This window comes from Symploca atlantica LB2515 (assembly GCF_052546295.1).
On sequence record NZ_JBQWMT010000001.1, the window covers coordinates 2,724,823 to 2,740,755 of the forward strand.

A 15,933-nucleotide genomic window follows, 5' to 3' on the forward strand; every position below is an offset into this window, starting at 1 on the left:
GGTTCGTTAGACAGATAATCCGCAAGCCATTGGTGCAAAGTTCAGCCTTAAGGCTAATCAAGTTATGAAGATTTAAAGTGTGCGATTTCAGATAAGCCTCGTCAAAAAAGTCTTTACAGGAAAGCAACTGAAATGAATTTAGACAACTTTGCCCAGCAAATACAACAGATGCGCCAGCGGGTGGTTCAACTCGAAGGACAAGCGAAGGAATCTCCCACACTTACCCAGCGACAACAGCCGGAGTTGACGGAAATCGCTTTTGAGGAAATCAGCATTGCCTTAGAAGAACTGGAAGTCGCTAATGAAGAACTGCACCAGCAGAATGAGAATTTGTTAGTTGCTTACCAGGCGGTAGCAGCAGAAAGCCAGCGCTACCAGGAACTTTTCGAGTTTGCGCCAGATGGTTACCTGGTAACCGATCCTCATGGGGTAATTCAGGAAGCTAACTGCGCTGCTGCTAGTTTACTCAATACTCCGCAGGAGTTATTGGTCGGCAAATCATTAATCAGTTATGTGGTACTCGAAGATTGTTCTGCTTTTTACAGTCAATTAAATAAGCTATCCCAAAGGCAAGAAGAAAAGTTGCAGGAGTGGGAAGTTAGGTTCCAGCCGCCGAACCAAGCACCAATCGCTAATGCTGTTAAGGTGGCGACTATCTTTAGTGGGGAAGACAAGTTAGTTGGTTTACGTTGGTTATTGCGCGACATCACCGAACGGCAACAGGTGGAAGCCGAAATACTTAAGGCGCTGCAAGCGGAAAGAGAACTCAATGAACTTAAGTCTCGCTTTGTTGCCGTGACTTCCCACGAATTCCGCACTCCCTTAACAATTATTCTGTCTTCTGCGGGCATTTTGGAACGTTACCGCCAGAGATTGTCAGAGGAGAAACAGCTGACTCATCTGTGGCGCATTCAACGGGTTGTTGACGAGATGAACCAGATGTTAAACGATATCCTGACTATTGCAGAAGCGGAAGCTGGCAAACGGCAATTCAACCCAAAACCTTTAGACTTGATGAAATTCTGTAGGGAGTTGGTAGAAACACTGCAATTAGCCGACGACAACCAGCATCAGATACTTTTCTTCCCTCAAGGCAACGACACCAAAGCAATATCAAGCAGCCATCAAGAATTTTTGGCAATAGACAATTTAGAACTCAACCCTTGTCTATCTGCGCACATCGCTTCACTAGATAGTAAATTACTACAACAAATTTTGAGTAATTTACTCTCAAACGCCCTAAAGTATTCTACCAGGGGTAGTAGAGTTGAGTTAAGCTTCACATATTTCGCAGATCAGGTAGTATTTAAAGTTAAAGACCAGGGAATGGGGATTCCTCCTGAAGACCAACCCCGCTTGTTTGAGGCTTTCCATCGCGCTAGGAATGTGGGAACTATCAGAGGAACGGGATTAGGGCTAGCTATAGTCAAGCATTGCGTTGATTTACACCAAGGTAAGATTACTTTTGTTAGTCTTATGGGAGAAGGCACGACATTTACTGTGACGCTGCCATTGAAGCATTAGGGTAGATCTGCTAAGTCAATTCGAGAAAAATTTTTAGTAAAACTAAGATTCTGCACCAAAGTGTGGAAATTGTTTGCTTTGTATTTAGCAGTTTGAAACTACAGATTGGCAATCGATATACATAGTCTCTAGCAATCTTGGCTGAATTGTGAGAACCGCATATTTTATCTATGTCTATCTGTGGTTTATTTTTCCCATGAAGCATTCAGGAGTGCTATGAAATTGTTGCTTTAAGAGTTGAGTTGCTATATTCATCTAATTACTTGGTGAAAATAAAGCCAAAAAAGGCAAACTAAAAGCTGCTTTTCAATTTTATTTTTGCTTATAGTCTGAAATATAGTGTATTCCAGTCATAGAAATCAGTTCGACTGAAAGTCAGTTTACCAACTATGAGTACAGAATACTTTTATGCAGATTTACCGATTTTAGACAATTTCTTAGATGTTACTGACCCAACAAACTTTCATGCTGTACCTAGTGACTGGTACATTGTAATTACTGACATTATCGGTTCAACGAAGGCTATAGAATCAGGACTCTACAAAGATGTCAATCTTTTAGGAGCTTGTTCAATTGCTGCTGTACTCAATATAGCTGGTAATCTAGAAATTCCCTTTGTTTTTGGCGGTGATGGTGCGTCGATTTTAATTCCTCCTTCTCTGTTTGCCAAAACTAGGCAAGCACTCTTAGGAACTAGTCAGCGAGCCAGAAAAGAGTTTAACCTAGATTTGCGGGTGGGAGCGGTTCCGGTTTCCGATATTATAGAAACTAACCATGAGGTTAAGGTAGCAAAGTTCAAGGTTTCGGAACAATATTACCAGGCGGCTTTTGCTGGTGGTGGTGTGAACTATGCCACTGAATTGATTAAAAACCCAGAAAGTGCTCATCTCTACAGTTATGGAATCGCTGCTGATGGTGTACAAGCGAATTTTTCTGGTTTAGAATGCCGTTGGCAAGAAATACCCACCAAAAACGGAGAGTCTGTTAGTCTGATTGTCAGTGCTACAACGGGCAATAGAGAAAAAGATAGTAATATTTACCGAGCCGTGATCTTGCTAATTAAATCTATTTACGGCAGTGAAGACTACTTTAAACCTATTGCTAAGGAACACCTAAAACTCGCTTTTAGTTATAAGTATTTAAAATCAGAAACTCGCTTACGGGCTAAATCTGGCAGTTTTCTTCATAAATTACTCTACTTTTGCAAAATCTGGATCGAGAATCTCTTGGGATGGTTCTTAATGACATTTGAAGTTAAACTGCCAGATGGTGATTGGAAAATTTATAAAAAAATGGTGGTTGCCACTACGGATTATCAAAAATTTGATGATACGTTACGGATGATCATTGATGGTAATTTTGTGCAAACAAAAAAACTGACTCGCTTCTTAGAAAGAAGCTATCAAGAAGGTAAGTTAGTTTATGGATTACATACCTCGGATCGGACATTGATCACTTGTCTGATATTTGAGCGTCATGGCAGACAAGTGCATTTTGTTGATGGTGCTGATGGAGGCTACGCAGCCGCAGCTAAAGAACTTAAGCAAAGAATTAAAAGCAAACAGGTGAACTATTGACGGAGTACTCTCTTTTACTTCTGTGTGTAGTCTGATTAATAGTAATCTCTAAACTATTTGGGTAACTAGCTTAATTAAGCCTTTTGATAACCAAAGAGTACTGCTAGTCTGTGATACGTATCACTTGAGTGTAATGAATTTGTCACAATAAAAAACAGTAGGGTGTACTTTAATACTTTAATGTTAGTTTAATCAAAAATAAATCACGCAAAAAATTTACCGATAGTAATTTCTAGCACATAAAATAACAGTTAAATACCTGAAGTGCTATTCTATATATCCATATATATTGCAGTCATTAAAAGACAATAATTAATAAAAAAACTGTGTTTTTCCCTTAATTCCTTAATCAAATATCTTTAAAATAACCAAAAAATATTAAATAACCAACTGAATTCGTTCTACAATCTCTCTGGCAACTTTCCCCCCAAAAAAAGACCAAGTTATGAATAACAATGACGATGGTTACCAAAAACTACTTCAGAAACTGGAAGAACCGACAGCAGTATCTATTGACAATTTGTCCAAATTATGGGCAAAAAAATATATTCAAAACCTTGTAGAATTAGATAAAACTAAGGATGGGAGACTAGCCACAGCTCAAAAGATGCTGAGTTCTCTTCGTTCCCTAAGCGCCCATGCTTGGATCAGAACAGAAAGTTTCTTAGCCAGTGAAGTTAAACGGCACGACATAGACTACAGGCTGATTGACCCCTGGGAAATTTCTAGAGATGCTTACGAAATATATAAAAAAGCACTATCTGCCTATGCAGATAATGTAAAACCACGACGTTTGAGTGTCTCAATTGCCTCTGATCTCGGTCGCATTCGACAGAAATACACTAAGCAAGATCCTAGACTAATTAGCTTTGTCAGTATGCAGTTTCACTACACAGGAAAACTGCTGCTAGAGCCTCTGCCTGTATTAGAAAATTCTCTCGTCAGTGGCTACTTTAAAGTAATTGATGATCATCTCTACATGCCACTACAACGAGCTTACGAAGCAGCAGCAAAACATGATTACGACTCGCCTAACCTAAAGGCGGTACGTAAATTGTTACCAGTTAGTAGTGAGCTTGCCAAAACAATCCACCAACGAGTCACCGAACTATATCCTCGTTATCGATCTTACAGTGGGCTGTTGAGCAATCCTGCTGTTCAAGTCTCCAGTATCCGAGATATAGAGATGTTCCAGGTTTACCTCTGGGTGTGCATTCTGGAAAAAAACACACTGGCTATTCAGCAAGAATTATTTCCCTTATGCCTGATGATTTACCCCAGTTTAAAAGTAAGCTGGGAATTGGTGCGATTGATGCTTTCGCTGCTAAATCAGGAAATTCGTGGTGTTTTAGGTCGAGAAAACTTAGAAATCTTTCAGCCCTATTTACTAGCTTTAATGAGTATGTTTTCACCAGAAGTGTTCACAGAACCTGGCAATAATCACAGTGATTATCTTGTCGATGAAACTCAAGCAAGCGGCTCAACTCCGTGGGTAAGCGAATAAGGCGATAATGCCAGATCTAATTTATTATTACCCAACCCTAGAAACTGGGATTTTACTCAAGCGCTACAAACGTTTTTTTGCTGATATCGAACTGCTTTCTGGGGAAGTGATCACCGCCCACTGCCCCAACACAGGTCCCATGATTAGTGTTTGCACTCCCGGTTCCCTAGTAAAGGTTTCTCGGAGTAATAACCCGAAGCGGAAGTTACTCTATACCTGGGAAATGATTCAGGTGAAGGAAAACCAACCAACCTGGGTTGGTATTAACACTGCTCTACCAAATCGGGTGATCAAATTAGCATTGGAGCAACAACTAATTCCTGAATTAACCAGTACCTACAGCGAAATTCGCCGCGAGGTTCCCTATGGCAAGGAACTAAAAAGCCGTGTAGATTTTTTACTCACTGGTCACGAATCTTTACCTCCGACATATCTGGAAATCAAAAGTGCAACCTTAGCTGACTCAGACATGGTGTTGTTTCCCGACACGGTAACAACTCGCGGACAAAAACACCTACGGGAAATGATGGCACTAATTCCCCGGGCGCGGGCGGTGATGCTGTATTTTATTAACCGTGGTGACTGCACTCAATTTAGCCCTGGCGATGCCTATGACGCAGAATACGGTCAATTATTACGTAAGGCAGTTGCTCAAGGAGTTGAGGTATTGCCCTGCCGTTTTGAAATTACCCCAGTTGGGATTCGTTACCTGGGTTTGGCAGAGTTTTACCTTGCTGCGTCTTCAGCCAATCCCATAAGGATTAGTGACAAGACAAGCTAAAGAAAAAAGCGATTGCATCCCAAAACTTGGTCATCTAATCGCAAGATAAGAGACGCTTTGCAAATGCGATCGCTATTAGATTTACTGTACTCACCACTTGGGCAAAAAATCACTTACAGCAGCTCACCAGTTTCTTGCAACGAATGCAAACGCTGATAAATCCCTTGGCGATTTAGTAATTCCCAATGGTTACCCACTTCAACAATTTGACCTTGATCAAGAACTACTATCTTATCGGCGTCTCGCACTGTACTAAGTCGGTGAGCAATAACAATCGTGGTGCGAGTACCCTGGATACTCTTCATTGCTAATTGAATTGAGCGCTCAGACTCGTAATCCAAGCTGGAAGTTGCTTCATCAAAAATCAGTACATCTGGTTCTACTAATAGTGCTCTGGCAATTCCCAGACGCTGCCTTTGTCCACCGGATAATCTTACACCTCTCTCACCAACGACGGTTTGGTAGCCTTGGGGTAGTTGCTCAATCACATCATCTACTCTGGCAATACGGCAGGCTTCTTGAACTTTTTTAAAGCTAACCTTGCGGTTACCGTAGGTAAGATTATCTAAAAGAGTACCGTTAAAAACATCTACTTCCTGGTGAACAATTGCTAGACGCTGGCGATAGCCAGTAATATCCAAATGGCGAATGTCTTTGCCATCCATTAGAATGCAACCTTGATTCGGTTCAAAATACCGGAACAAGAGTTTTACCAGAGTAGACTTACCGGAACCAGAACGACCCACGAGTGCTACAGTTTCGTAGGGTTCTATTAATAGCTGAACGTCTTGTAATACTGGGCGTCTAGAGTCGTAGCTAAAACTCATATGAGAAAATTCTACTTTGCCCGTAAATTGGTAAGACTTCGCGGTATCGGCAGCATTAAGCAAAATCCCCGCCGCATCCCTACCGATGGGAAGCTGCATAAACTCATGAAATCTAATCATTGAGGCATAACGACGGGCAAAAGTTTCAGCTAACTCGCTAATTGGTTCCAGTTCTGAGTAAGCAATGCTGGAAACAGTTAGAGTTGTCACAAAATGTCCTAAGGAAATCTGCCCTTGTAAGGTAGCGAGCAAACTTAAACCCAGCACCGAAAAAACACAAGTTTGAATGACCGCTCTTTGCCAGGTAGCAAGCTTAATGTAGCCTAAGTGGATGCGATACAAAACAAACTTGAGTTCACGGTTTAAGCGCTGTTGTTGTCGCTTCAGTTCTGCCGCTTCGGTGGCAAAAGCTTTGACAGTTTTGATGTTGGTGACAATTTCTGAAGATCGACTTTCCGTATTTTCTTGATGCTTATCTAATAGTTCTTCCTCGGCAATCAGTTCTCTCAAATCTTTGAGGCTGAAACCTAAGATAAACACAAAGGAAATTAAGAACAAAATGGCAATGCGCCATTCGATGAACCAGATGATTACAAAAATACCCAACACCCGTGCCAGTTTTGGCATCAGTTGTCCCGCAATTTCTGGGTAAGTCCAGGTATGATTAGCAATACCTTTGGCAATTCGTCCGGCAATCCGTCCAGGATTGTTTTCGTCATAAAATTCTAGAGGCAGGGTAAGGATTTTTTCAATGGCTTTTTGGGACTGGTCACGACGAGAACGCAGGGCAATATCCCAGTGAAACCAAGTCCCCAACCAGGGTTGAATTGGTGCTCTGACTACAGTAACCAGGAAAATAATCCCCATGAGTACTGCTAAGGACAAGGATTGACTAGCCTGAGTCTGAGTAATAAGGCCAAGACTCTCTACTAGGTTTTGGATTGGTTGATCCAAGGGTTGATCAGACAGAACATTGAGAATCTGCCCAATCGTGTAAGGTACAACTAGATCGATAATTTCAAAGGCGCTGGCTGCTGTGATACTAAAAACAGATATTGCCCGGTAGGGGCGGTAGTAGTTGAGAATATCCTGAAATGTTGCCATGATAACCCTGACCAAAACAGGACTGGCATGATCTCAAGGAGAGTCTCTACCAGTCAGTTTTTGTAACACTTGAAATTACAATATACTACAAAACCTTCTTAGTGATCAATTTCTAGATTTAATACATAGCGACCGAGTGGGACTTTTTCTGACCACAATTCGTATTCCAAGCGCAGATTTTGGGGAAAGGGGCGACCTGTTAGCTGTAAACTCCGAGTGTAATTCCGCAGTTGTAATAGCTGATGTCCTTCTAGAGAGTCACTTTGCAACCAATAGCGACTTATACCGTAGATTCCTTGCTCCCAGATATGGCGATAGCTTAATCTACCGTGTCTCTGCATTGTCAGCATCACTCGGTAAGGCGAGATTTCTAACCACAGAAGGCGAAAATTTTCCGAATTCTCTTGCTGAGAGTCCTTACTATCAGACAGTTCTGGTTCGTCCCCCCGAAGATTTGGTTCTGTCAAAAGTAGGTGAAACCGCTCTTGATCCTTTTGGTATAGTGTGGCGCTAGTTTCGATAGTAGACCAAATCGGTAGATCGACGGAAATAAAGGAAAGACGAACGGACAAGCTGTGATTTGTTAGCATAGAGCATCAAGAGAGGAAGGAACTTAGGTAGTATATCTTCGCTACTCTTGCCAAGATGGGCCCAGAAAACTTATGTTCATGAAAATTTGAGATAATACTTGCTAGATTCTTCCTTTTGTACTTATAATTGATAAGGCTGACAAAGGTTGGCTAAGTAATCCTCAGTAGCTCAGTGGTAGAGCGGTCGGCTGTTAACCGATTGGTCGCTGGTTCGAATCCGGCCTGGGGAGTTTCTAATTTTAAGAGATAACAAGGCTGAAAGATCAGCGTTTTCTGGCACTACTAATTTCTACTAACCTTTACAGTAGTTGGTCAAGAGCCTCGTAACTTCGTGGACTAAGGAATTTACGAGGCTCTCAAACTGATAGATCAAGCGTAGGTAAAATCAGCTCCCGAAAGCTCTAATCCGGCAAAATCTCCTTTGATAATGCCAATCAGTTCATTTTGGGCTAATCCTGCTTCTGTGTAGAGTAGCTGGGTTTGCGAACCTGACTCCACTAGCTGATACTTATCAGCACTGCCGTGTAGCTGGATCAGATCTTCGCCAAAACTATAGTCACTAATTACTGCGTAGCCTGTACTGCCATCGACGTAGAAAGCACCACTAGCATTCCCCAGTACAAAAGTATCAGTTCCCGCATTACCCCGCAGCCTATCCACCTCTGCGACTCCTGGATTAGTCAGAGTAGGATTGACACCAATCAAAATGTCGTTCCCACTGCCACCAATAAGTAGATCATTGCCCTCATCGCCTATCAGTTGATCATTGCCCTGACCACCTCTGAGGGTATCATTACCAGCAGCAGCCTCGATCATGTCATTGCCGCTGTAGCCTTTGAGGGTTTGATTACTAGCACCGCCAATCAGAATGTCGTCTCCCTGTGTACCCTCAACCAGGTAGCTGTTATCAGCAGTAGAGTTACTGCTCAATTCGTCGCTCGCTACAGCAGGCTCAAGATTAGATTGAGGTGTAGAGTTATCTGTATTTCCTGAGTCATCGGCAACCAAGTCAAGTTTGATGTTTTTCGACCCAATAGTTACCTGATGGGTTTTAGTATCGTTTTGCCCATCTTTATCCCAGTCACCGGAGAAGGTAACATCGTAAGTTCCTTTATCTAGGGCTATTTGATAGCCGCCAGCGTTCCAAGTCTTGGTAGTAAATTCCTTGTTGTCTGACTGACGAACCGCTTTGATTGAGATGCCGCCAAGTCCTTCGCCTACAGTATAAAAATCATCATCCAGGATGTTGTCATCGAAAGCCACCCCCGTCAAAAACACAGAGTTACCCGACTTGGCAAAGTTCTGGGTAGTCATCACCGCATTGTAGCCCAGAAAGTCGCCGCTTAAGATGCCAATCCCAATCTGGCGGAACTCCTCTGCCATGGTATTGGTACGATGGCTGGGACTGAGGAACAAGTCCTCATGCTGCATAGCGACAAAGTTGGTTAAGTTAGGTGTACCAGTTGTCCCTCGCCATGCAATATTTTCCCCCCATGCCCAACTGCCAGTAAACTGATATCCAGCATCTGCGATCCGCTCACCTGCATCACTACCCCCAGCTCCAGTATGAGAGAAGGTATCGTTATCCAGCATCCATTGGCTATGACTTCTTGCTGCATCAATCAACTTGAAGTTAAAAGCCAGAGGTTGCTTAGCATTACTGGAGATTGTGTTTGGGGATAGTCCTTGGTTGAGGCTGATATTGTAGCGATTTGCCTCAGCGTTGGGCTCTTCACGAGACCGATTAATCAACTCGAGCATATACTGCTCTTGTGCAGTAGGCTGAGCCATAATTGTTGCTCCTTAGAAAATGTCTAAACTCAAATCGGTATCAGCGCACCCGTCTGGTAAAGACACCCTAAATACTAGTAAATGCAATTAAATTTCAAACTTAAGCAAACTTGACTTTTGACTCCATATAGCCTGAACGCAATTCCCCTGAAAAATCCTTTAGCTCCTCTTAACAAGAAGCAGTAAAGTAGTCAAATATTCAGATAATTGGAGTCTAGCTTTATTTGTTGATGTTTATCGAACATTGGCACAGTTACCCATTCTCTGTGCTTAGTCCGAAAACAACGTAGATGAGGCACATCTATCTTCTGAATGATTGCTTAAGCAATTTTTTTAGCTGTAGATTCTATCTTATAGCGGTTTTCACTTTTAAGCCTTCACTCTAGAGAAAGATCTCACTTTTCAGCAAATCTCTTACTTACCAGCTAGAGTAACCTTTGATCAGAAATAGCCTAAACGTAGTTAAACTCAGTCCCTGATAGTTCCAAACTAGAGACATTTCCTTTAACAATACCGATCAGATCATCTTGAATTGAGCCAGTTTCTCCGTAAAATATCTGGAGATTGGAACATGTATCTACTAACCGATAGTTATCAGCACTGCCGTGTAGCTGGATGACATCCTCACCGAGGCTAAAATCAGTAATTAACATGTAGCTCGTTTCGCCATCAACGTAGAAAGCACTGTTAGCATCTCCTAAAACAAAAGTATCTGCTCCAGTGTTACCACCAAGGCGATCAACTTCACCAGATCCTGGATTAACCAGAGTTGAGTTTACACCAATTAAGGTGTCGTTACCCTGGCCACCGTAGAGTTTGTCATTTCCTTCACCGCCGATTAGTTGATCATCGCCGTCATTGCCAAATAGCTTGTCATTTTGTTCGTTGCCTTCAAGAGTGTCATTGCCACTACCGCCGAAAATTTTATCCTTACCCTTGCCACCAATAAATTGTTCGTTGTCTGTACCGCCTCTGAGAGTGTCGTTACCACTGCCACCTAAAAATGTGTTTTTGCCTTGCTCACTAAGGAGTTGCTCATTGCTGGTGCTGCCGCCAAAAGTATTATTATTAATAGTATTAATTGGGTTATTCTCGGTAAGAGTCTCGTTACTACTACCACCTACAAGTGTGTTATTGTCCTGCTCACTAAGGATTTGTTCGTTGCTAGTGCTGCCTTCAAAAATATCAGTATCAACAGTATTAATTGGGTCATTGCTACTGTCCTCTGTGATGGTTTGAGTGTAAGTAGTGTCTATAAGTTTGTCATTTTCCCCAGTGGGATTGAGCAAAGATTGTGGAGAATTTGTCAGTATCTCAGAGTAAGAAGATTTGCTTAATTGATCAGTAATCAGATCCAGTTTGACGTTTTCTAAGCCAATTGTTACCTGACGTGTTTCAATATCAGTTTGCCCATCATTGTTCCAGTCACCGGAAAAGGTGAGATTGTAAGTACCTTGAGATAGCTGCATCTGATATCCACCAGAGTTCCAGGTGGTTGTGGTGAAAGACTCTTGGGTTGTAGTATTGACTGCTGTAATACTTATGCCCGCAAGTCCTTCACCAGCAGTATAGAAGTTATCATCAACAACTTTGTCGTTGAAGGTCACTCCCAAGAGCCAAGAGTTACCACCATACCAAGCTAAGTTTTGACTGTTGGCAAAGTTCTGGGTGATCACAAAAGGGCCAACCTTTGTATTCGGATCACTTTCGGTAATAATGGCAATACCGACTTCCCGAAACTGGTCATTCATGATATTGTTGCGGTGACCAGAATTGGCTTGTATCCCTGAGCCATCAGGGTTGTTACCCCAATCAATGGCAAAGCCTGCCTGACCTTGAAAGACTGATTCGGCATAGGCATAGACATTCTCACCAATGTTAGACCAGTTATATCCAGTCTCTGTAATCCGCTGACTCAGATCCGGCTTACCAAACAACTGGTGCGATTGCGTATCCTCCTGAATCATCGATAAGCTATGACCTATAGCGGCGTTGTATAGCTCATTAGACCATGCTACTGGCTGTACTGGTGTGAGAGTACTCCACTGAGTTTTTAAGAGATCAAGATTGACATTAAAGAAGTCTAGTGCAGAGTTGACTTCGCTATTTGATGAGTTAACTAAGTTGTTAAGTTCGTCAACCGGATTGATCCGCATCCGGTTGATAAGTTCGAGCATTTCTTGCTCTTGCGTTGTTGGTTGATTTTGTTTCTGATCTGCTGCAAACATTGGCTTAAGTCCCTGAAGTTGATAACTCCAGTTTCAGAAACCCATGCTTTTAATCGTGTTTTCGCTATGTTTGCCGAGAGTATACGATCGTAATTTTTTTCAATTTAAAGGTGGCTATTTTTTAGCAGAAGCTAAGTCATCAGTTTCTCAAACCCCTCCTTAGACTGACGTGTACAAAAATTAGTTTTGCTATACTTATCTTTGAGTGTAATTCTGATAATTAGACCATTTCATTTCCCCACAAGGTGGCTATAAACAATGGCAATTAATCAAGTATTAAGTTCTGATAATCTGAGTCATTGGAGTACAGAAGAACTGAAAAGTAAACTTTTGGTTATTACCCAAAACCGAGACGCAGAACCTCTCAATAAAAAAGTGCTGTTTTATAAAAATGAATTGGCACCTTTTTTCGAGGAGTTAAGTAGGCGCAATCCTTTTCCTGAGGCTGAAGAACAAATACCACTGGTAATGGGCATTTGGTCACCTGTCTGGTCTACAATACCTTTTCACGACATCCTGCCAGGGCGTTCTCGTGAACAGTCTTACCAAATTTTTCACGATGACGGTTACTATGCCAATATTGCGCGCTATGCACCTGGGCAGAAGCTTCCTTTTTTGCAAAAGTTATCAGCATTTCTGCTAGCTTATGATTTTATGATACTTCAAAAATTTGAAGTACAAAATGGTCAATGGTTGATTCAGAATATTGGCATCAAACAAGCTTGGAGAATCAGAGCAATACCCCTAAATATTGAGAAAGCAGGGGATTGGTTTAACACGGCTGTTCAATCTACCTTAAACAAATCTTCTCAGATAATAGATTCTACTAAAGCACCTCAACTGGAAAATGTGGATAGTATTACTGCCAAAAGATTCAAAAAAACCTTTTTAGCCACTCCTGAGTTCCAGCACTTATACATAGATCATGACTTTCGTCTGGTGAAGACTCGACGAGAAGCTAAACAGCGACCTTCCTATACAATTGCTGTTCGTAGACAATAATGATGGTAGTCCTATTAAGACAACTAGTTTGGGTTTAACCAGCATTATTGCCTCAGCTTCATTAGACCTCAATCTGCTCACTTAAGCCTTGTTCCAGCCTGTCTAGTAAGGTATCGACTTCCTCGCCAACTTGCTCAAAACAATCCGGGGGTGCTGGTTGCGGTTCAAACTGAATCAGCTTTAGCTCTCCTGTACCAATGCCGATAATCAAAACTTCCTTGTCAGGTTGATGAGCATCGACAACTCCTAAAATTTCCTGAAGTTGGTTTTTAACCTTATGATTAAGTTTCTCAATCGCTTCTTTAGGACAATAGACAAAATGCGGCTTCGGCTTCAAATCAATTCCTAAAGTATCCTTACTCTCTCCTTTTGCCAAATAAAGCCCCCAAGATAGTGCAGCTAGTTCTTGTCGATTTGCCTTGACAAATTCATCTAGCTGACGTTGCCAGTTATTTTCTGGCTTTTGTGGCTCAGTCGTACCCAGTCTAATCATCTGTGCATTCCGTCTTCTGCTAATATCACCTTAAACCAGACTGTACGCGCCAGAGGCTGGCATAAATCCCCCGTTGCTCTAGTAATTGTTCGTGCTGCCCTTGCTCGGCTAATTTACCTTCTTCCATTACATAGATGCAATCAGCATTGCGTACAGTAGAAAGACGATGAGCGATCGCGATCGTTGTGCGGTTTTTGGTAATTTTCTCCAGTGAGCGTTGAATTGCTGCTTCCGTTTCATTATCCACCGCCGATGTCGCTTCATCGAGAATAAGAATGGGGGGATTCTTCAAGACGGCGCGAGCGATCGCCACGCGCTGCTGTTGCCCTCCTGACAATTTCTGACCCCGTTCACCAACAATCGTCTCATAACCTTGGGGTAGTTTACTGATAAACTCGTGAGCTTCGGCAATCTCTGCTGCTGTCATCACCTCTGCTAAAGTAGCATCAAAACTGCCGTAGGCAATATTCTCCCGCACTGTGCCATGAAATAAAAACACATCCTGGCTCACTAAACCAATGGCACGCCGCAAATCCTGTAACTGCAATTTTTGGATTTCAATGCCATCGAGGGTGATACTTCCTGAGTTTACTTCATATAGCCGCAATAATAGTTTTACTAGGGTACTTTTACCGGAACCAGTTGAACCAACGATGGCAATGGTTTTGCCGGCGGGGATCTTTAAAGAAAGATTTTCAATTATAGGAGAGCGCTCCCGGTAAGCAAATGTAACGTTCTTTAACTCCAAACTTCCTTTCACCTGTTCTACGGGCAATAGTATGTCTCCTGGGTGTATCTCTATGGGAGTATCCAGCAAATTCAGCACCCGTGCTGTAGAAGCCATTGCTCTTTGATAGAGATCAAGAGTATTTCCCAATCGCGTTAAAGGCCAAAGCAAACGCTGTGTTAGGAAGACTAAGACGCTGTATGTACCTACTGATAATTGCCCGTTAACAGCTTCCATCCCGCCATAGAGCAAGATACCGATAAAACCAAACAAAATAATGATACGGATTAAAGGTACAAATGCCGCAGAAAGAGCGATCGCTCGACGGTTACTTTGCTGATAAGCTTCACTTTGGGCTTCAATCCTTGATATTTCGTATTCTTCTGAGGTGAAGCTCTTAATAGTAGTAATACCCGTCAGATTGTTCGCTAATTGTCCATTAAGTAGACTCACTTTTTCTCGAACAGCTCCGTAGCGAGGAGCAAGGCGGTGCTGAAAGGCAATTGAACCCCAAAGAATAAAAGGCATCGGCAAGATAGCCATCCAAGCTACGCTGGGAGCTAAAATAAAGAAAGCAGCACCAATAATTACTGCAGTTGTGGTTACTTGGATAATTTCATTGGCTCCCACATCCAGAAAGCGTTCCAATTGGTTAATATCGTCACTCAGAATGGACATTAAGTTGCCAATATTGCTATCTTCAAAATAAGCGAGTTCTAAAGATTGCAAATGTTCATAGGCATCTAAGCGCAAATCATGCTGAATCTGCTGTGCTAAGTTACGCCATAAACGATCGTATGCATACTCAAAAATTGATTCCAACCCCCAGATAATTAAACTCAGAAAAGTTATTATCACAAGTTGGTTGAATACATTCTTTATCCCTAACTTGGCAATGAATGAATTCTGTTGCTCTACGACGACATCCACCGCAACGCCGATTAAAGCTGGTGGAGCCAGATCAAAAATTTTATTCAAGATCGAGCAAGCAGTAGCCTGCCAGATTTGAGTACGATAGTTATGTCCGTAATTGATTAGGCGTTTGAGGGGAGATACTAATGGTGGCTGATTTTTGGTTTTAAAACCAGAGGAGGATGCGTAACTCCTAGGGACGTTGTTTTTAGGTTTATGTGATCTAGTACTTGGCACGCTGATTAACCCTGAGTGTCGTCAAAACTAACTTATTCTGGTTATTTTTCTCCTTATACAGGAAACCAGAATAGTGTTAGCAAAGTTTCACCACTAATTCATTGTCTTCTATGAGGCTGGGCGCTTTACTGACGAATATTGATAAATACTAATATAACAAATTTTTATCGCAAGACTAAACTAGTGTTAGCATTAATTATGCAATTCAACATACCATCAACCAACATTAGCAATAATTGTTAAACACAGTTTGTTCAGAAATTTATCAGTTCTTGAATTAATACGAACTATGGAATTAGTGAAAAATATATTAAATCAAGAAATTATTCGTACACAAGCTGATACTTTGTAAAGATCTTATGAAGTTCAGCTAAAAACTCAGAAAATAACTGAATGTAAATTCATTTTTGTGATATTCTTGAATAGTAGAATAAAGATTGTAAATTTCTTTAATTTGTTGAGCTTCATAATCAACAAGGAGCCTAGATAATTCAATTCCTCGGCAAAGAAACCATTTCAGTTCAGCCAGAAGAAGTGAATAATGACCTGGTTAAGTCTTATCCCCTGTAGCAACTCAGCATTTTTCTGAAATTATTTTTATTTCAATCGCTGGCAGTGAGATATTGTCCATCGAAG

General features: G+C 41.7%; 11 protein-coding genes and 1 tRNA gene. 6 read left to right on the forward strand and 6 right to left on the reverse strand.

Going from position 1 to position 15,933, the window contains the following annotated elements; genetic code table 11:
• Positions 1-132: 132 nt before the first annotated feature.
• The 4 genes from ACT7WV_RS11385 (at position 133) to sfsA (ending at position 5,386) form a co-directional block, all read left to right on the forward strand.
• Positions 133-1,524, forward strand: a complete 1,392-nt coding sequence (locus ACT7WV_RS11385) for a PAS domain-containing sensor histidine kinase (protein ID WP_445103008.1) — start codon at positions 133-135, stop codon at positions 1,522-1,524.
• Between the two features lie 389 nt (positions 1,525-1,913).
• The gene (locus ACT7WV_RS11390; RefSeq protein WP_445103009.1) at positions 1,914-3,101 is read left to right on the forward strand and encodes a DUF3095 domain-containing protein; all 1,188 of its coding nucleotides are present in this window, start codon (positions 1,914-1,916) and stop codon (positions 3,099-3,101) included.
• Positions 3,102-3,546: 445 nt separating this feature from the next.
• A complete protein-coding gene (locus ACT7WV_RS11395) occupies positions 3,547-4,605 on the forward strand; it encodes a hypothetical protein (RefSeq protein WP_445103010.1) in 1,059 nt (352 codons plus the stop codon).
• Positions 4,606-4,612: 7 nt separating this feature from the next.
• Positions 4,613-5,386 (forward strand): DNA/RNA nuclease SfsA, encoded by a 774-nt coding sequence (gene sfsA / locus ACT7WV_RS11400; RefSeq protein WP_445103011.1) that lies wholly within the window; start codon positions 4,613-4,615, stop codon positions 5,384-5,386.
• Positions 5,387-5,499: 113 nt separating this feature from the next.
• On the opposite strand, the gene ACT7WV_RS11405 is transcribed toward sfsA, so the two are convergent.
• Together ACT7WV_RS11405 and ACT7WV_RS11410 are read right to left on the reverse strand one after the other, a co-directional pair.
• Entirely contained in the window at positions 5,500-7,317 is a 1,818-nt protein-coding gene (locus ACT7WV_RS11405) for an ABC transporter ATP-binding protein (protein ID WP_445103012.1), read from the reverse strand.
• A 98-nt stretch (positions 7,318-7,415) separates the two neighbouring features.
• Positions 7,416-7,907: a hypothetical protein gene (locus ACT7WV_RS11410; protein WP_445103013.1), complete on the reverse strand. Its 492-nt coding sequence runs from the start codon at positions 7,905-7,907 to the stop codon at positions 7,416-7,418.
• Positions 7,908-8,065: 158 nt separating this feature from the next.
• Between ACT7WV_RS11410 and ACT7WV_RS11415 the strand changes: the two genes are divergently transcribed.
• Positions 8,066-8,137: transfer RNA gene (locus ACT7WV_RS11415), tRNA-Asn, on the forward strand.
• Positions 8,138-8,276: 139 nt separating this feature from the next.
• Here ACT7WV_RS11415 and ACT7WV_RS11420 read toward each other — a convergent pair.
• The gene (locus tag ACT7WV_RS11420; protein WP_445103014.1) at positions 8,277-9,698 is read right to left on the reverse strand and encodes a CAP domain-containing protein; all 1,422 of its coding nucleotides are present in this window, start codon (positions 9,696-9,698) and stop codon (positions 8,277-8,279) included.
• Between the two features lie 452 nt (positions 9,699-10,150).
• Positions 10,151-11,926, reverse strand: a complete 1,776-nt coding sequence (locus ACT7WV_RS11425; protein ID WP_445103015.1) for a CAP domain-containing protein — start codon at positions 11,924-11,926, stop codon at positions 10,151-10,153.
• Between the two features lie 258 nt (positions 11,927-12,184).
• Between ACT7WV_RS11425 and ACT7WV_RS11430 the strand changes: the two genes are divergently transcribed.
• Positions 12,185-12,928: a hypothetical protein gene (locus tag ACT7WV_RS11430; RefSeq protein ID WP_445103016.1), complete on the forward strand. Its 744-nt coding sequence runs from the start codon at positions 12,185-12,187 to the stop codon at positions 12,926-12,928.
• Between the two features lie 61 nt (positions 12,929-12,989).
• On the opposite strand, the gene ccmS is transcribed toward ACT7WV_RS11430, so the two are convergent.
• Entirely contained in the window at positions 12,990-13,421 is a 432-nt protein-coding gene (gene ccmS, locus ACT7WV_RS11435) for a beta-carboxysome assembly chaperone CcmS (RefSeq protein WP_445103017.1), read from the reverse strand.
• A 25-nt stretch (positions 13,422-13,446) separates the two neighbouring features.
• Positions 13,447-15,183, reverse strand: a complete 1,737-nt coding sequence (locus ACT7WV_RS11440) for an ABC transporter ATP-binding protein (protein WP_445105627.1) — start codon at positions 15,181-15,183, stop codon at positions 13,447-13,449.
• Positions 15,184-15,933 lie beyond the last annotated feature (750 nt).